The 17,148-nt window shown below is 60.0% G+C and carries 13 protein-coding genes; 5 read left to right on the top strand and 8 right to left on the bottom strand.

Annotated features, from left to right (window positions below; genetic code table 11):
- Nucleotides 1-27: 27 nt before the first annotated feature.
- Complete coding sequence (locus tag ACI514_RS20490) at nucleotides 28-996, bottom strand: LysR family transcriptional regulator (RefSeq protein ID WP_102900633.1); 969 nt, start codon at nucleotides 994-996, stop codon at nucleotides 28-30.
- Nucleotides 997-1,275: 279 nt separating this feature from the next.
- On the opposite strand from ACI514_RS20490, the gene ACI514_RS20485 reads away from it, so the two are divergent.
- The 4 genes from ACI514_RS20485 to ACI514_RS20470 all read left to right on the top strand — a co-directional run bounded on the left by ACI514_RS20485 (nucleotide 1,276) and on the right by ACI514_RS20470 (nucleotide 6,176).
- Entirely contained in the window at nucleotides 1,276-2,775 is a 1,500-nt protein-coding gene (locus tag ACI514_RS20485) for an efflux transporter outer membrane subunit (protein WP_405122277.1), read from the top strand.
- Nucleotides 2,776-2,916: 141 nt separating this feature from the next.
- Nucleotides 2,917-5,109, top strand: coding sequence for an FUSC family protein (locus ACI514_RS20480; RefSeq protein ID WP_160055996.1), 2,193 nt, complete (start codon nucleotides 2,917-2,919; stop codon nucleotides 5,107-5,109).
- A complete protein-coding gene (locus ACI514_RS20475) occupies nucleotides 5,099-5,299 on the top strand; it encodes a DUF1656 domain-containing protein (RefSeq protein ID WP_007914106.1) in 201 nt (66 codons plus the stop codon). Before ACI514_RS20480 ends, ACI514_RS20475 begins: the two co-directional genes overlap by 11 nt.
- 10 nt (nucleotides 5,300-5,309) lie before the next feature.
- Nucleotides 5,310-6,176: an efflux RND transporter periplasmic adaptor subunit gene (locus ACI514_RS20470; protein ID WP_405122276.1), complete on the top strand. Its 867-nt coding sequence runs from the start codon at nucleotides 5,310-5,312 to the stop codon at nucleotides 6,174-6,176.
- A gap of 108 nt (nucleotides 6,177-6,284) precedes the next feature.
- On the opposite strand, the gene ACI514_RS20465 is transcribed toward ACI514_RS20470, so the two are convergent.
- Both ACI514_RS20465 and ACI514_RS20460 read right to left on the bottom strand, forming a co-directional pair.
- Nucleotides 6,285-7,109 (bottom strand): SDR family oxidoreductase, encoded by an 825-nt coding sequence (locus ACI514_RS20465; protein ID WP_405122275.1) that lies wholly within the window; start codon nucleotides 7,107-7,109, stop codon nucleotides 6,285-6,287.
- Between the two features lie 37 nt (nucleotides 7,110-7,146).
- The gene (locus ACI514_RS20460) at nucleotides 7,147-7,611 is read right to left on the bottom strand and encodes a multidrug transporter (protein ID WP_160056004.1); all 465 of its coding nucleotides are present in this window, start codon (nucleotides 7,609-7,611) and stop codon (nucleotides 7,147-7,149) included.
- A gap of 155 nt (nucleotides 7,612-7,766) precedes the next feature.
- Between ACI514_RS20460 and ACI514_RS20455 the strand changes: the two genes are divergently transcribed.
- Nucleotides 7,767-10,526 carry an RHS repeat domain-containing protein gene (locus ACI514_RS20455; protein ID WP_405122274.1) on the top strand — a complete coding sequence of 920 codons (2,760 nt, stop codon included), beginning with the start codon at nucleotides 7,767-7,769 and terminating at the stop codon, nucleotides 10,524-10,526.
- 77 nt (nucleotides 10,527-10,603) lie between these two features.
- Here the strand turns inward: ACI514_RS20455 and ACI514_RS20450 are convergent, their stop codons facing one another.
- From ACI514_RS20450 to ACI514_RS20430, 5 genes are all read right to left on the bottom strand, one after another.
- A complete protein-coding gene (locus ACI514_RS20450; protein WP_077571209.1) occupies nucleotides 10,604-12,055 on the bottom strand; it encodes a mannose-1-phosphate guanylyltransferase/mannose-6-phosphate isomerase in 1,452 nt (483 codons plus the stop codon).
- A 215-nt stretch (nucleotides 12,056-12,270) separates the two neighbouring features.
- The gene (locus ACI514_RS20445; protein WP_405122273.1) at nucleotides 12,271-12,927 is read right to left on the bottom strand and encodes an alginate O-acetyltransferase AlgF; all 657 of its coding nucleotides are present in this window, start codon (nucleotides 12,925-12,927) and stop codon (nucleotides 12,271-12,273) included.
- A 14-nt stretch (nucleotides 12,928-12,941) separates the two neighbouring features.
- Nucleotides 12,942-14,117, bottom strand: a complete 1,176-nt coding sequence (locus tag ACI514_RS20440; RefSeq protein WP_405122272.1) for an alginate O-acetyltransferase — start codon at nucleotides 14,115-14,117, stop codon at nucleotides 12,942-12,944.
- 10 nt (nucleotides 14,118-14,127) lie between these two features.
- Entirely contained in the window at nucleotides 14,128-15,693 is a 1,566-nt protein-coding gene (locus ACI514_RS20435; protein WP_160056008.1) for an MBOAT family protein, read from the bottom strand.
- 329 nt (nucleotides 15,694-16,022) lie between these two features.
- Complete coding sequence (locus ACI514_RS20430) at nucleotides 16,023-17,147, bottom strand: mannuronate-specific alginate lyase (protein WP_160056010.1); 1,125 nt, start codon at nucleotides 17,145-17,147, stop codon at nucleotides 16,023-16,025.
- Nucleotide 17,148: the final 1 nt, after the last annotated feature.

The following is a 17,148-nucleotide window of genomic DNA, read 5'->3' as shown; positions in this document are numbered from 1 at the left end:
CTACAGAAGACGCATTGTGTTTAAAAATCAGTTGGCGACACGCACGCCGGCGAGGCTGCCGCTCAGTTCATAGGCGGCCAATTCGGCCTGGTGGGCGGCGAGAATCTCTGGCAACGATCCACGCAGATACTCAACCCACGTCTTGATCTTCGCATCCAGATATTGCCGCGACGGGTAGATCGCATACAGGTTCAGCTCTTGCGAGCGGTAGTTCGGCATGACCCGCACCAGCGTGCCGTTGCGCAAGCCTTCGATCGCCGCATACACCGGCAACACGCCCACGCCCATGCCACTGGTGATCGCGGTTTTCATCGCGTCGGCGGAGTTCACCAAAAATGGCGAGCTGTTGATGGTGACCATTTCCTGGCCTTCCGGGCCGTCGAAGGCCCATTTTTCCAGGGGGATTACCGGGCTGACCAGACGCAGGCAGGCATGGTTGAGCAGGTCGCTGGGTTTTTGCGCGGCGCCGTTGGCTTTTACGTAGGCGGGTGATGCGCAGACGATGCTGTAGGTGATGCCCAGACGTTGCGAAACAAAACCCGAATCCGGTAGTTCGCTGGCGAGCACGATGGACACGTCGTAGCCCTCGTCGAGCAGGTCTGGCACGCGGTTGGCCAGGGTCAGGTCGAAGGTCACGTCGGGGTGAGTCTTGCGGTAGCGGGCGATGGCGTCGATGACGAAGTGCTGGCCGATGCCGGTCATGGTGTGCACTTTCAATTGCCCGGCCGGGCGCGCGTGGGCGTCGCTGGCCTCGGCTTCGGCTTCTTCGACGTAGGCCAGAATCTGCTCGCAGCGCAGCAGGTAGCGTTTGCCCGCTTCGGTGAGGGCAATGCGCCGGGTGGTGCGGTTGAGCAAGCGGGTTTGCAGGTGGGCTTCCAGATTGGAGACCGCGCGCGAGACGTTGGCGGTGGTGGTGTCGAGTTGCACGGCAGCGGCGGTGAAGCTGCCGGCTTCGGCGACACAACTGAAGGCGCGCATGTTTTGCAAAGTGTCCATGGGGTGCTCTCAAGGGAGATGGCAAATTGTGACACGAAGTTTCAGGGGCGAGACCCCCGACCAAGGGATTATCTCGTTAACCGTAACAAAGATTCACAGAAATCCCAGCTTATCGCCATTGAGGGTGCCCCCTAGAATTGCGCCGATCCCTGTAGGAGCTGCCGAAGGCTGCGATCTTTTGATTTTGGTTTAAGGGAATCAAGGTCAAAAGATCGCAGCCTGCGGCAGCTCCTACCGAGAGCAAGCCCCGCCTCATCCTCTTCTCAGGAATTCGCAGCTGTGCCGCGTCGCATCAACAGAGCGCTTTTGCCGCTCAGTGTTCTGGCTTTTACCCTGGGTCTCAGCGGCTGCATCTCAACCGAAGGAATTGCCCCGCAAGGGAAGGCGTTGGAGGCCAATTCACTGGATACCGATGACGCCATCGCCCACGCCACCCGTGACGCCAATTGGCCCACCGCGCAATGGTGGCAAGCCTACGGCGACCCGCAACTCAATCGCTGGATCAACCTCGCCGTGCAGGGCAGCCCGACCATGGCCATGGCCGCCGCGCGAGTGCGGCAGGCCAAAGCCATGGCCGGTGTCGCCGAAGCCGCCGAGTCGTTGCAGATCAATGGCGAGTCGACCCTCAAGCGCCACAACTGGCCGACAGATCAGTTCTACGGGCCGGGCGAGTTGGCCAACACCACCACTTGGGACAACAACGCCGCACTGGGTTTCAGCTACGCCCTCGACCTCTGGGGCCGTGAAAGCAATGCCAGTGAGCGGGCGGTGGATCTTGCGCACATGAGCGCGGCCGAGGCGCGGCTGGCGCAGCTGGAATTGCAGAACAACATCGTCCGCGCCTATATCGAGCTGTCGCTGCATTACGCCCAGCGCGACATCGTCGGCGCGACGCTCAAGCAGCAGCAACAGATTCTCGATCTGGCGCAGAAGCGCTTGAACGGCGGGATCGGCACCCACTTCGAAGTCAGCCAAGCCGAAACGCCACTGCCGGAAACTCATCGTCAGCTCGATGCGCTGGACGAAGAAATCGCCCTGAGTCGCAACCAGATCGCCGCGCTCGCCGGCAAAGGTCCGGGGGCGGGCGCGCAGTTGCAGCGCCCGACCCTGTCGCTCGGTGCTGCGCTGAAACTGCCGTCTGTCTTGCCCGCCGAACTGCTCGGCCAGCGTCCGGATGTGGTTGCCAGTCGCTGGCAAGTGGCGGCGCAGGCTCGTGGAATCGATGTGGCGCACGCCGGGTTTTATCCCAACGTCGATCTGGTCGGCAGCCTCGGTTACATGGCCACCGGCGGTGGCGCGCTGGAGTTTTTGACCGGCAAGAAACTCAACTACAACGTCGGCCCGGCGATCTCGCTGCCGATCTTTGACGGCGGGCGTTTGCGCTCCGAATTGGGCGAGGCTTCCGCCGGTTATGACATTGCCGTGGCGCATTACAACCAGACGCTGGTGAATGCGCTGAAGAACATTTCCGATCAGTTGATCCGCCGCGAGTCGATGGACAAGCAGCAAGGTTTTGCCGCCGAGTCGGTGGCCACGGCGCAGAAGACCTACGACATCGCGATGATCGCTTATCAACGCGGCCTCACCGATTACCTCAATGTGCTCAATGCGCAGACGTTGTTGTTCAAGCAACAGCAAGTTCAGCAGCAAGTGCAGGCGGCGCGGTTGAGTGCGCATGCCGAGCTGGTGACTGCGTTAGGCGGTGGCCTCGGGGCTGGCAACGATGTGCCGACTGCCGAGAAAACCCAAGCGCCGAAAACCCCGGCACTCCTGCGTTGAACACACAACCCATTGTAGGAGTGAGCCTGCTCGCGATAGCGGTGTTTCAGTCGACAGAAATGTTGAATGTGAAATGGCTATCGCGAGCAGGCTCACTCCTACAGGGACCGCGTTTTACCTGAATATTCTTGAGTACATTGAATGACTCCCTTGCCCGCACCTCTGCGCTGGCTCTACTCCCTGGAATGGCGCCGGGGTTTCTTCGACTGGGCGCGCAGCGATGGCGTGACCTGGGTCTACATCTTCAAGGTGTTGCTCGCCGCGTTTCTCACCCTGTGGCTGGCCATGCGCCTGGAATTGCCACAACCACGCACGGCGATGATTACCGTGTTTATCGTCATGCAGCCGCAGAGCGGCCAGGTGTTCGCCAAGAGTTTCTATCGCTTCCTCGGCACGCTGGCCGGGTCGGCGATGATGGTCACGTTGATCGCCTTGTTCGCGCAAAACACCGAGCTGTTTCTTGGCTCGCTGGCGATCTGGGTCGGCATCTGCTCGGCCGGTGCCGCACGTTGCCGCAACTTCCGCGCCTACGGTTTTGTCCTTGCCGGCTACACCGCCGCGATGGTCGGCTTGCCTGCGCTGGCGCACCCGGACGGCGCGTTCATGGCTGCCGTATGGCGAGTGCTGGAGATCTCGCTGGGGATTCTTTGCTCGACCGTGATCAGCGCCGCGATCCTGCCGCAAACCGCCAGCGCCGCCATGCGCAACGCCTTGTATCAGCGTTTCGGTGTGTTCGCGCTATTCGTCACCGATGGCCTGCGCGGACGCAGCAAAGCCGAGTCTTTCGAGGCGAGCAACGTGCGCTTTATCGCCGAAGCCGTGGGGCTGGAAGGGCTGCGCAGCGTGACCGTATTCGAAGACCCGCACATGCGTCGGCGCAACGGCCGATTGAGTCGTTTGAACAGCGAGTTCATGGGCATCACCACACGCTTCAACGCCTTGCATCAGTTGCTTGAACGTCTGCGCGGCAACGGCGAAGAACACGTTGTCGCAGCGATCAGACCGGGCCTGCAGGATCTCGCCGAAGTGCTCGACGGCTTCAGCGGTCGCGCCCTGACCAGTCCCGACGCAGCACGCTTGGCGACAGCGCTGGCCACCTACAAGGAAGGCTTGCCAGCACGTGTACGAACCCTGCGGGGCATCTTTCAGGACACCGATCCGAGCGAAGCCGAACAACTGGATTTCCACACCGCCTACGAATTGCTCTACCGCTTCGTCGACGATCTGCACAGTTATGCACAGACCCACGCTTCGCTCGCCGACCACCGCCACGAACGCGAGCGCTGGGACGAGCCATTCACCCCGCAAACCAACTGGTGGGCGGCCGCTGCGTCGGGCATCCGTGCCTCGTTCATTCTGGTAGTGCTCGGTAGTTATTGGGTTGCTACCGCATGGCCAAGTGGCGCGACGATGACGTTGATTGCCGCTGCGACCGTGGGCCTGTCCGCCGCTACGCCGAACCCGAAACGCATGGCATTTCAAATGGCCTGCGGCACCTTCCTCGGTGCGCTGATCGGCTTCGTCGAGATGTTTTTCATCTTCCCGTGGATCGATGGTTTTCCGCTGCTGTGTGTGATGCTCGCGCCGGTGATCGTGCTTGGCTCGTTCCTCACCTCGCGCCCGCAGTACGCCGGTGTCGGCCTCGGGCTGCTGATCTTCTTCAGTACCGGTTCGGTGCCGGACAACCTGACCATTTACAACCCGTACACCTTCATCAACGACTACATCGCCATGGTCATGGGCATGTTGGTCTGCGCCGCTGCGGGGGCAATTATTCTGCCGCCGAACAGCCGCTGGTTATGGAAACGTCTGGAGCAGGATCTGCGCGGCCAGGTGGTCTATGCAATCAGCGGCAAACTTAAAGGCCTGGCGTCGAGCTTCGAGAGCCGTACCCGCGATCTGCTGCATCAGGCTTACGGTCTGGCGGCTGGGGAGCCGAAGGTGCAAAAGAATCTGCTGCGCTGGATGTTTGTGGTGCTGGAAGTCGGCCACGCGATCATTGAGCTGCGCAAGGAACAGGCGATCCTGCCGGTGCACCCGGCCTATGCCGAATCGCAGCCGTGGCGCCAGGCGATCCGCGTGATGGGCCGCGCGCTGGTGAGGCTGTTTCTGCAGCCGAACTCCAGCAATCTCGAACGCGCACTGGTCGCGGTCGATCATGCGATCAGCCGCGTCGCGGCGACCGATGAGCCATTCGCGCCGCACTTCGATACCTCAGCATTGCGTCGGGTGAAGAGTTATCTGCACTTCATCCGTACCTCGTTGCTCGACCCGCAATCACCGCTCGCTGCTTACGCCATCGCCAAGCCCGAAGGACTTGCCCATGCCTCGTGAAATCGCTTTCCACGGCGTGTACATGCCGACCATGACTTTGATGTTTTTCATTGCTGCGGCACTGGCCTGGGCGGTGGACCGCTTCTTGTCGGGGTTCGACCTATACCGTTTTTTCTGGCACCCGGCGCTGCTGCGTCTGAGTCTGTTTACCTGTCTGTTCGGCGCCATGGCGCTGACTGTCTACCGTTGAGAACGTCACGATGAAAAAGTTTTTCAGCCTGCTCGCGACCCTGCTGGTGCTGGCCCTGGCGCTGTGGATCGGCCGCACGTTGTGGGAGCACTACATGAACACGCCCTGGACCCGTGATGGTCGGGTTCGCGCCGACATCATCAACGTCGCCGCCGACGTTACCGGTGAGGTAATCGACGTGCCGGTGCGTGACAACCAATTGGTGAAGAAGGGCGATCTGCTGATGCAGATCGACCCCGAGCATTACCGCATTGCGGTCAAACAGGCGCAGTCGCTGGTCGCCTCGCGCAAGTCGACCTGGGAGATGCGCAAGGTCAATGCCCATCGCCGCGCCGACCTCGACAACCTGGTGATCTCCAAGGAAAACCGCGACGACGCCAGCAACATCGCTGACGCCGCGCTTGCCGATTACCAACATGCGCAGGCGCAACTGGAAGCGGCCGAGCTCAACCTCAAACGCACCGCAGTGCGCGCGGCGGTCGACGGTTATGTGACCAACCTCAACGTGCATCGCGGTGACTACGCGCGCATCGGCGAGGCGAAAATGGCCGTGGTCGACATGAACTCGTTCTGGGTTTACGGCTTCTTCGAAGAGACCAAATTGCCCCACGTGAAAGTCGGTGATAAAGCCGACATGCAATTGATGAGCGGCGAAGTGCTCAAGGGCCACGTGGAAAGCATTTCCCGTGGCATCTACGACCGCGACAACCCGGAAAGCCGGGAGCTGATTGCCGATGTGAACCCAACGTTCAACTGGGTGCGGCTGGCCCAGCGAGTGCCGGTAAGGATTCACATTGATGAGGTGCCAGAGGGTGTTTTGTTGGCGGCGGGGATTACTTGTACGGTTGTGGTGAGTCAGAGCGCTGTGGATAACTGATGGACCGGCTCGTCTGCATCGCGAGCAGGCTCACTCCTACACTGGATCTGTGTGACACCGAAGATCCCCTGTAGGAGCGAGCCTGCTCGCGATGGCGTCGGCGCTGCCTCAGAGCCGCCCGCGCAAACCGAAGCGCTTCATCAACGTCGACTCCAGCAAACCCTTGGGCAACAACGCCGCCAACAACGGCAACGCGCGGCTGCCGTTGCCGATGCGGATCAAGCGTGGCGGTTTGCTCTGCTGCACAGCTTTCAACAGTTCAGCCGCAAATTCATTGGCCGGCGTCGGCTTGTCCTGTGACGCCTTGGCCCGCGCGCGAATGCCCTCACGCAGCGGAAACCACGGCGAATGTTCATTGATCAGTTGCTCGGCTTCATGCCCGGCGTTCTTGGCAAAACTCGACTGGATCGCCCCCGGCTGCACCTCCATCACGCGAATCCCGAACGGTGCCAGCTCCATGCGCAGTGCATCGCTCAACGCATGCACCGCTGCTTTCGAGGCGCAGTATGCACCGGCAAACGGTGTGACCAATACCCCGGAAACACTGCCGATGTTTACCACCAGCCCTTTGGCCCGGCGCAGCACCGGGAACAGCGCACGGGTGACACCTACAATCGAGAACACATTGGTTTCGAACTGGCGCTGCATCGCCGCGACACCGCCATCGAGCAGCGGCCCCATGGCGCCGTAACCCGCGTTGTTGATCAGCACATCGAGGCCGCCGTGTTGCTGGTTGATCCGCTCGCCAAGTTGCTCCAGCGCGGCGCTGTCATTGACGTCGAGTTGCACGGCGGTGAACCCGGTAGACGCCAGCAACGCCACGTCTTCAGCCTTGCGCGCACTGGCCCAGACTTCGTAACCGGCGGCTTTGAACGCATCGGCGAGGGCGCGGCCGATGCCGCTGGAACAACCGGTAATCAACGCAACGGGCATGGCGCATTCCTTGTGCAAAAGAGTGGGGAAGGGAGGATCAATCGGAGAAACTACCCTGCAATCGCTCGGCGCGAAACTCCAGGGTTTGCGGGCGATAACCGGGGCGTAGCGGCGGCATGGGCAGGCAGTCTTCCCACTCGCCGCCGGCCTGCAGTTCGCCGGGGCCGCGATAGCGCGGAGCGGTGTATTGGTTGTCGGCCAGATTGACCGTGTCACCCGGCGCGTAGGCGGCGATGCGCCAGCGCAGTTCGGTCAGGGGCACATCGTTGCTGTTTTTCATTTTCAGTTGCAGCGGACGATCGGCCGGGCATTGCTGCGGGGCATAGCTGATGCGCATCTCAAGGCGCGCCAGTTGCTTGATCTCGCGGTTGTCCAGCCACACCACCCACATGGCCACGAAACCCAGGCCAATCGCCGCCGCCACCGAGACCGGCAGGGCCTTGGCCGGGTAGCGCAGCAGGAGGATCAACCAGGTGATGACCAGCAGAATGCCGATGAACATGTTGGAACGCTCCAATAGGTCGTGAGCACCATCCTACCGAAGGCCCGCTGGAATGGACATTTGTTGCGCAGGTGATTTAACCGTTGGTCGGAACTGTGATTTCTGACAGTAGGCACTTCGCGACACGTCTGCTCAGATGTTTGCAGGCGCAGAAAATGCAGGCGAGCGATATGGACATTCACAGCAAAACACCGGTGCTGGCCGTGACCGATCCGCGTGGTTTGGCCATCTGCAGGGTCGATTATTGGCGCTGCGATGCCAGCCAGGTGCCTGAAACCCGTCTTCATCGCACAGCGCGTGACGCGGCCGGCCACCCGGTGAAGCAGTGGGACCCGCGATTGTGGGCACTGCAAAGCGATGATCCGCTGGCACCGGCCAATCTGGACACCGTGTACTCGATGAACGGGCACGTTCTGCGCTCGAACAGTGTCGACGCCGGAATGCAAATCAGCCTGCTGGGTCTGGGTTCAGAAACACTGACGTATTGGGACAGCCGAGGTACCCGCCGGGACCGTGAGCATGACGCGCTATTGCGGCCGACAGCGGTGTTCGAAGAAGGCGGATTGCAGCCACGCCGTTGCGCCGAGCGCTTTGTTTATGGTCGGCCGGGTGTTGCCGATGCAACCCGTAATCAACTTGGCCAGCTGCTTCGTCACGATGATCCGGCGGGAAGTGTGTTGTTCGATGCCTTCGCCATCAGTGGAGAAAACGTCGAAAACACCCGGCATTTCACCCTTGAACCCGTCTCTGCCGATTGGCCCGAACCGATTGATGAGCGCCAGCGTTTGCTGGAACCCGGTGAGGGGGCAATCACGCGTTGGCGTTTCGGGCCACTCGGTGCGTTGCTGGAACAAGTCGATGCACGGGGCAATCGGCATGGCAACGAATGGACGCTTGATGGCGGTTTGCGGGCGTGCCATTTGCAGTTGAAGCATCAGACTGAGTGGCTGGCGGTGGTTTGCGATATTCACTACGACGCAGAAAGGCGGGTCACGCAGGAGCGGGCGGGCAATGGCGTACTGACAACGCTGACCTACCGTCAAGAGGATGGGCGTCTGATAGAGCGTCACGCCAAAAACAGTCAGGGCGTGGTCTTGCAGCATCTGCTGTACCAATACGACCGGACAGGCAATGTGCTGAGCATCGAAGACCGGGCGCTGCCCGTGCGCTACTTCGCCAACCAGCGCATCGAACCGATCAGCTGCTTCATCTACGACAGCCTCTACCAGTTGAGCGAGGCCAGCGGCTGGGAGGCGGGGGCGGGCGATGGTGGCCCGACAGCGATCGCCAATTACTCGCAACGTTACCGTTATGACGCTGGCGGCAATTTGCTCAAGTTGATCCACGTGGGGGCACAAAGCCCAGGTCATGATCTGCAGGCTGCCCGCTCCAGTAATCGTTGCCTGCCGTGGCGTAATGGCGTGCCGCCCGATGAGGTAGAGATTGGCGCTGCATTCGACGCTCGCGGCAATTTACTGCTGCTGGATCAAGGGCGGCGGTTGCAGTGGAATCTGCGCAATCAGCTGCAATCGGTAACGGCAGTGCGACGCGATGCGCGCGCGGATGATGGCGAAGTATTTTTCTACAACGGTCACGGCGAGCGCGTGAGCAAGATGCGTACGTTGCAGACCCATGCTCGCAGTGTGGTCTCGCAGGTGCGTTATCTGCCGGCGCTGGAATTGCGCACGGACAGCGGCACCGGTGAGGCATTACAGGTCATCACGGTGCAGACTGGCCTGAACAGCATTCGCGTCCTGCATTGGGAGAGCGTGCCGCCGACAGGCGTCAACGATCAATATCGCTACGGTTTCAGCGATCATCTGGGATCGATCAGTCTTGAACTGGATGCAGATTCACGCTTGATCAGCCGGGAGCATTTCTACCCGTTTGGTGCGACTGCGTGGAGTGAGGAAAGCGAGGTCAGTTACAAAACCCTGCGTTACTCGGGCAAGGAGTGCGATGCAACGGGTCTGTACTACTATGGTTTCCGTTATTACATGCCGTGGTTGCAACGCTGGTTGAATCCTGATCCTGCCGGTGCCATAGACGGGCATAACCGTTATCGGGCAATGCGCAACAACCCCATCGTGTATACCGACGGGGACGGGCGCAAGCCAGGCAACAAAAACGGTGATCGGGTTTATCATGAGCTTGCCGAGCAAAAACTGGTCAATCCGCTGCAAGCTGCCGGAATGCAGCCGGTGCGCAACTATTTTGAAGCCAGCAATGATCCCAAAGTACAGGCCTACCGTAAGGCCATTCCCGATGAATTGGCAAAGCTGGGAGCCAAAAGCGACTCTCTGCTCAATACCCATGAAGCCCATGTGAGGGCGGCGGTCAGAACACAGACCGCATCGCCATCAGGGCCCATTCTTTATCACTCCGGTGAGCTGCTCTCTGCGGGCATGAGCAAGATTATCGGGGAGCAGAACACCAGTCGGATAATGGGCCCGATGTCGGTTGCCTTCAACAGTCCGACCGAAGACCCGCAGGTTCTTGCCGGCAGGCGCGATGCTGTGGCGAAGACCTTCAAGACCGGTGGACAACTGTTGATGCATGCAGCCCATCCCGCGGCCCAATTACTCGGTGCAGCCAGTACCGCGATGGGTAACGTCATGGAAATCTCGGAAGCGCAGACGCGTGTGCAGTACAGGATGTTGAATACGCCGGCCAATGTGGCGATGAACGTCCCGGGGGATAATGCGCAGATATCTTTTCAATCATTCCAGCAAACATTCACTTTGCCTCAGCAATCGCTGTTTTCAGAGGCGTCGGCGGCGCCAAGTGAATGGGCACAACAGTTATTGGCCGTCGCCTTTAAGCCGCCACCGCTACAGATCGTTCATGCGAACGATGATTCAGTAAACGATGACGAATATCTTGATCGTCCGCGTCGAGGCTCACATTACGGTTAAGTAAAAAAGCCCCCGCCCAACCCACTGCGGATAGGGGACGCAGCGGGCTGGACGGGGGCTTCTTGTTCTACTGAACGTTATTGCGCGATGGTCTTCACCGACACGCCGCGTTCGATCGGGGTGGAACGGCCGTAGATATCTTCGAAGCGTTCGATGTCGTCTTCGCCCAGGTACGAACCCGACTGAACTTCGATGATTTCCAGCGGGATCTTGCCCGGGTTGCGCAGGCGATGCACCGAGGCGATCGGGATGTAGGTCGACTGGTTTTCGCAGAGCAGGAACACGTTTTCATCGCAGGTCACTTCGGCGGTGCCGCTGACCACGATCCAGTGTTCGGCGCGGTGATGGTGCATCTGCAGCGACAGGCACGCGCCCGGTTTCACCGAGATGTGCTTGACCTGGAAACGCCCGCCCATGTCCACCGAGTCGTAGGAACCCCACGGACGATAGACTTCGCAGTGGTTCTGGGTTTCGCTGCGGCCTTGCTCGTTGAGGGTGTTGACCATCTGCTTGACGCCCTGAACCTTGTCTTTGTGGGCGATCATCATGGCGTCTTTGGTTTCGACCACCACAATGTTTTCCAGACCGATCACCGACACCAGTTTGCCGTTGCCGTGGATCATGCAGTTCTTGCTGTCCTGAATCACCACATCGCCCTTGGTGACGTTACCGTTGGCGTCTTTCTCGTTGACTTCCCACAGCGACGACCAGCAACCGACATCGCTCCAGCCAGCGGTCAGCGGTACCACGCAGGCGCGCTGGGTTTTTTCCATGACGGAGTAGTCGATGGAATTGTCCGGGCAGCAGGCGAAGGTCGCTTCGTCGAAGGTGATGGTGTCGGCGTCTTGCTGGCTGCGTTCGAGGGTCAGCAGGCAGGTGTCGTAGATGTCCGGATCATGCTTTTTCAGTTCTTCAAGGAAGCGGCTGGCGCGGAACAGGAACATGCCGCTGTTCCAGTAGTAACCGCCGGATTCGACGTACTCGGTGGCACGTTTGACGTCAGGTTTTTCGACGAAGTGCGAAACGCGGCTGACGCCTTCGGGCAGCAGCGAATCGCCGGTGGATTTGATGTAGCCATAACCGGTTTCCGGTTTGGTCGCCGGCACGCCGAACAGGACCATTTCGCCATTTTCGGCGGCGACGGTGGCCAAGGCCAGTGCGCGTTGCAGGGCTTTCTGATCTTCCAGCACGTGGTCGGCCGGCAGCACCAGCATCAATTCGTCACGGCCTTCATTGACCAGCATCATCGCGGTCAGCGCCACGGCCGGTGCGGTGTTGCGGCCGAACGGTTCCATCAGGATGCGCTGGCATTCCAGATTGCGGTTGCTCAACTGCTCGTTGACGATGAAACGGTGATCCTTGTTGCAGACCACGATCGGGGTGTCCATGCCTTCGAACACCAGGCGCTCGAGGGTCTGCTGGAAAAGGGTGTGTTCGCCGGTCAGGGCGAGGAATTGCTTAGGGAACTGCTTACGCGAAAGCGGCCAGAGACGCGAACCGCTACCACCTGACAAGATCACCGGAATCATATTGTTTACTCCATAAAATCGATTGGTTAGAGGCACGAACGCTGTGTCGTTTCACTCTTGTTTTTGTTTCGTGTCCGAACTGACAACCCGATCCCCTGTAGGAGTGAGCCTGCTCGCGATTGCGTTGGATCAATCAACACATTCTTTGAATGTGAAACCGATATCGCGAGCAGGCTCACTCCTACAAAGGGGACTGCGTCAGTTCGGAAAATGGGTTAGCGGGTCGATACCGGGCGCTTTACCCAGACTGGCGACAGGCTGCTGCCGCTGCCGGTGACGTACAGCACTGCGGCTTCACCACGTTCCAGGGCGACCGGTTTGACGTCGCCGACTTTCTTGTCACCTTCGTACAGCGCCAGGCTGACTTTCACCGGGTTGATTTCACGTTCGCCACGGCCCTTGGCGGCCACGTTCGGCACCACGTCGGTCTTGCCGTCGGCAGTCTTCAGGGTCAGCGGCTTGTCGCTGAGGTTCTGCACGCGCACCAGGGATTTCTGCTTGTTCTTGAACGGCGGCTCTTCGATCAGTTGCGGCGCGCCGGAAGCGTTGTTGACCAAGGTGTAGTAGTGGTCCCCGGCGAGTTTCACCGGCAGGGTCTGGCTGCCGACCTTGGCGCTGTAATCACCGCCCGGCATGAAGCTGAAATCGCTGCTGGCCAGTGGCGCAACGTCGCTCAGGTTGGTGCTGCCGACAGTCGCGCTGACTTCAGCGTTGCTGGCGTTATAGACACGCACAAAGGTCGAGCCTTTCGGTGCGGTCGGGCCGTACAGTGCGGCGTCGCCACCGGCGAAGGCAGACACGGAAAGCACGCTGAGGCCAGCAACCAGAGCGAAGCTTTTAGCGAGACGACGAGGAGTAGTAGTGAAAGTCATGGTGTACCTCTCTTTCAGTTTTGCGCCCGATCGGGCGTCTCGGATTTAGTGTTGATTGCTACGTTTTGTTGGCGCGCGCCGGCTTGTTTAAGCTCTGCGACCCACTGCGGGTCGGCGTCGCCGATTTCGTTGTTCACAGGCAGATATCGTTCAGGAAACTCCCAGATCAGCACCTGTGGCGGGCTGTTCTTGAAGTCATCGCTTTTCAGGTAGCTGAGCATCGGCAGGATCGGGCCGTGGCCGTCTTCGGCGTAGCTCACCACGTCGCTGTGCAGCGCTTGTTTCAGTGCACCGACGAAGTTCCAGTTGGGGTTGGCGCTGTAGCTGGTGCCGACCAGTGCGACCGGCACTTCATTGCTGGCAAACAGCGCGTCGTCACTGGCAGGCTGATCGCCGGCCGCGACGGTGTTGCGCTTTTGCAGTGGTTCTTGCGCCGGCATCAGGTTTTCGAACAGCGGATCGAGCGGCAGGAACAAGCGCAGATCACCCTTGTGCGTGACTTTTTCCGCTGGCGTAGTGACGAAGCGCTGAGGCTCGCCGCTGAGCGGGAACTTGTCGGCGATGGTTTTTGCCAGGGTGTTCGCGGCAATTTCGGCACCTTCCGGCGTCCAGTGGGTGTCGGTGCGCAGGAACACTTGCTGACCGTTCTGCTTGGCCTGTTGGAAAGGCTTGAGCAGGTCCGGGGCGAGGATCTTGTCGGCGGCTACACGAGCATGGAAATCCTGATAGAGATTTTCGTGGATGCTCGCTGGTTTCACTTCACCCAGATGCTCCGGGTACAGACGAACCTTGGCCGGCACGATCGCCATCACCAGTTTCACGCCTTTAGCTTTCAGGGTCTGGCGCACGCCTTCGACCAGCGCGTAGTTGCCTTGCAGGTTCAGCTCTTCGTTGACGATCGGGTTGAATTCCTCATCGCTGTACAACCACTGATCGCGACCGAGCACCACGCCCGGACGACCTTCGTTGAACAGTTTGAAATCCAGCGCGGCCCAGAGGTTGGTGCCCAGACGCTTGATCGGGAATTCTTCGTCGTAATGAGTTTCCACAGCCTTGGTCCAGCGGCCGTTAAGCACCGTTGCGTCGGCGTTGGTGCTGAAGCCGAAGAAGCTGCGAACCGACCACAGACCCAAGACCAACAGGGTCACCAGGAACAGGGCGATGTAGAAGATGCGTAATGAGCGGGTCATGTCAGATCCCTCAGAACTGGAAGTAAAGGAACGGCGAGAAGCTTTGCGCCGAAAGTTTGAGAATCGAGGCGATGAACAGCAGCAGGATCAGGCCGCGCATCACGTAGCGTGACCAGTCCGCGCTCCAGTAGGCCGGTTGCACCTGGGCTTCGACGCCGACGGTGTAGCCAGGCTCGTGGATGCTTGCCGGATTTTCGCCGGGGGCCGCTTTGATCATTCCCGGGGTCGCGGTGGCAGGGCCGTTGGCCTCGACGTTGACTTCAGGTTTGGTTTTGGCCGGCGGCTGGTTGGTGTACAGATCGCGCAGGCCGAAGAAGGCCAGCGTCACGTACGCCACTACCAGAGTCGCCACTTGCAGGCCGGTGAGGCTGGCCTGATTGAGTTCCGACAGCGACCAGTCGCCGAAGCTGAACATCGCGCCGTACATGCGCCCGGCAACGTGCAGGTTTTCGGCACGGAAGATCACCCAGCCCATGACCACGAGCAGGAAGGTCAGCGCCCAGCGAATCGGGTTGAGGCTGCGCGGAGAGGTGTTCAGGCCCAGCGCTTTTTCAATCGCCAGCCACATGCCGTGCCAGGCGCCCCAGACGATGTAGGTGATGTTCGCGCCGTGCCATAGACCGCCGAGGAGCATGGTCAGGAACAGGTTGCGATACGTCATCAGCGTGCCTTTACGGTTACCGCCGAGGGTGATGTACAGATAGTCACGCAGCCACGTCGACAGGCTGATGTGCCAGCGACGCCAGAACTCGGTGATCGACTGGCTTATGTACGGCTGTTTGAAGTTTTCCATGAAGCGGAAACCCATCATCAAGCCCAGACCGATGGCCATGTCGCTGTAACCGGAGAAGTCGAAATACAGCTGCGCGGTGTACGCCAGCGCGCCAAGCCAGGCATCGCCGGTAGTCGGGTTTTGCAGGGCGAAACAATGGTCGGCGACCACCGCGAGGGTGTCGGCAATGAAGACCTTTTTAATGAAACCCTGCATGAACCGCGTGCAGCCCTCGGAGAATTTGTCGAGGGTATGCGTGCGGTTGTTGAACTGGTCGGCGAGGTCGCGGAAACGCAGAACCGGGCCGGCGATCAAGTGCGGGAAGATCGCCACGAATGCCGCGAAGTCGATCAGGTTGCGCGTCGCCGGGGTATCGCCGCGATACACGTCGATGATGTAGCTGATCGACTCGAAGATGTAGAACGAGATACCGATCGGCAGCAGCACGTGGGTGAGGATGAACGGCGACAGACCCACCGACGTCATCATCGCGTTGATGCTGTCGACGCCGAAGTTGGCGTACTTGAAGTAGCCGAGGATGCACAGGTCCACCGCGACGCCGAGCAACAGCCAGCGCTGCGCCGGTTTGGTCCGTACGCCGGCGGCACCGACTTTGAGGCCGATCCAGTAGTTCCACAGCGTGACGGCGGCGAACAGCGCGAGGAAGTCCACACGCCACCAGGCGTAGAACACGTAGCTGGCGATCAGCAGCAGCAGGTTGCGATAGCGTTGCCCGCTCAAGTAGTACAAGCCGAGAAAGATCGGCAAGAACAGAAACAGGAACACGTTGGATGAAAATACCATCCCGATCTCTCCATGTTTGAACCAACAGTCAAGGGCCAAAGCCCCCCCAAACCCCCCGTGGTAGTGGAGGGGTGACACAGTGCTTGCTTGAGGTCGGAGCTGGCCGTCAGACCGCGCCCCTCACCCCCCGCCCTCTCCCGGAGGGAGAGGGAGCCTGATCTCCATGGTTTTCAAAAATGGAGATCGACTCGGTATTTCCTTGCAACCTGATCTCGGTTGTTTTTCAACACCTGAGATCGGCTCGGTATTTCATTTCGGCGTAACTCGCGCAGCCACCTCGGTCAGTCCCCTCTCCCTCCGGGAGAGGGTTAGGGTGAGGGGCTTTTGCTTCATGAGCCCTTGTTGCCCTTTTCATGCGACGGGTCGTAGACCTTGGTCAGGTCGCCGCCGAGGCGGAAGGTCTTGAACGGCTGCATGCCGTGCTTCTTCTCGATCACATCAGGCGGGCAGGTGTAGAGCGTGCAGAACGGTTCGAGCCAGGCGAATTTCATGTCCTCTTTCAAGTCGGTCATGTCCTGCTCTTTGCCGTTCTTCTTCTCGAATTCATCCGGGTCTTTCACCCCCGCCAACACCCGATCACCGAGACGCTTCAGCGCACCGTTGTTTTCCTGGCGCAAATCAACCCCGTTGACCTGAGCGAAACTGGCGATCATCGCCAGCGGCGGCAGGGCGTAGTTGTGATAGGCGAGGGCGCGTTGCTGGCGCTTGAGTTCGTTCGGCAGGAAGCCGTCGGCATCGACTTGATTGACGCCAACCTTGTATTCCTTCACCGCCCAGTCAAACAGGTCGCGGCGGTTGGTCGCGACCGAGGTCGCCATCACCGACCATGCAGCCCAGTACGAGTGGTTGTTGGTTTTTTCCAGCGGCAGGTTGTCCCAGTCGCTGACCACCTGATCGGCCATTTTGCTGAACCACGCCTCGATCAACTGCGCTTCCTGCTGATGCTGCGCCAGCGGATGCGAGTCGGAGAACTTCAGACGAATGTACGAAGAGGCCATGCTGCCCAGCGCCCATTTGCGCATCGACTTGCCGGTGTGGTTGAAGTCTTTCGACATCAACGCATCGGCCTTGGCCCACGCGGTCAGCCAGTTCAGCGTGCAATCGAGCTGTTCCGGGCGACCGTCGCGCATGAATTGCATCACGCGTTTGGCGGTGCCGCGTTCCAGCGTGGTGATGTCTTTGGTGGTGTCGCGAAAGGCTTTTTCCGACTGCACGTTCAGCGTCGCGCGGGCCTTGTCCGAACCTTCGTATTTGCTGCGAAATTGCAACGGCCCGGTGTACGGCGTCGGCATCGCATCGCAGCCTTCGCTTTTGTCACCGGTCTTGAATTTATCCACAGGCGCAAAATAGCCCTGAGGTGGACGCAGTGGCGCGGCGGCCTGCGCGGTGCCGGCGAAAATCGCCAGCCCAAGCAGCGTCGGCGCTAAAAGAGTTTTCAGTTTCGAGTTTCGCATA

The organism is Pseudomonas sp. M20 (assembly GCF_045037865.1).
In the GTDB taxonomy this organism is placed as follows: Bacteria; Pseudomonadota; Gammaproteobacteria; order Pseudomonadales; family Pseudomonadaceae; genus Aquipseudomonas.
The sequence above is the reverse complement of the archived record's forward strand: the minus strand, read 5'-3'. Positions and strand labels throughout refer to the sequence as shown.

Bases quoted from the DNA above. Each gene is read 5' to 3' on its own strand.
- ACI514_RS20450 (WP_077571209.1), bottom strand. From the start codon at position 12,055: ATGATTCCGGTGATCTTGTCAGGTGGTAGCGGTTCGCGTCTCTGGCCG.
- ACI514_RS20465 (WP_405122275.1), bottom strand. From the start codon at position 7,109: ATGCCCGTTGCGTTGATTACCGGTTGTTCCAGCGGCATCGGCCGCGCC.
- ACI514_RS20445 (WP_405122273.1), bottom strand. From the start codon at position 12,927: ATGACTTTCACTACTACTCCTCGTCGTCTCGCTAAAAGCTTCGCTCTG.
- ACI514_RS20475 (WP_007914106.1), top strand. From the start codon at position 5,099: ATGCCTCGTGAAATCGCTTTCCACGGCGTGTACATGCCGACCATGACT.
- ACI514_RS20470 (WP_405122276.1), top strand. From the start codon at position 5,310: ATGAAAAAGTTTTTCAGCCTGCTCGCGACCCTGCTGGTGCTGGCCCTG.
- ACI514_RS20460 (WP_160056004.1), bottom strand. From the start codon at position 7,611: ATGTTCATCGGCATTCTGCTGGTCATCACCTGGTTGATCCTCCTGCTG.
- ACI514_RS20430 (WP_160056010.1), bottom strand. From the start codon at position 17,147: ATGCGAAACTCGAAACTGAAAACTCTTTTAGCGCCGACGCTGCTTGGG.
- ACI514_RS20440 (WP_405122272.1), bottom strand. From the start codon at position 14,117: ATGACCCGCTCATTACGCATCTTCTACATCGCCCTGTTCCTGGTGACC.
- ACI514_RS20435 (WP_160056008.1), bottom strand. From the start codon at position 15,693: ATGGTATTTTCATCCAACGTGTTCCTGTTTCTGTTCTTGCCGATCTTT.
- ACI514_RS20480 (WP_160055996.1), top strand. From the start codon at position 2,917: ATGACTCCCTTGCCCGCACCTCTGCGCTGGCTCTACTCCCTGGAATGG.
- ACI514_RS20490 (WP_102900633.1), bottom strand. From the start codon at position 996: ATGGACACTTTGCAAAACATGCGCGCCTTCAGTTGTGTCGCCGAAGCC.
- ACI514_RS20455 (WP_405122274.1), top strand. From the start codon at position 7,767: ATGCAGGCGAGCGATATGGACATTCACAGCAAAACACCGGTGCTGGCC.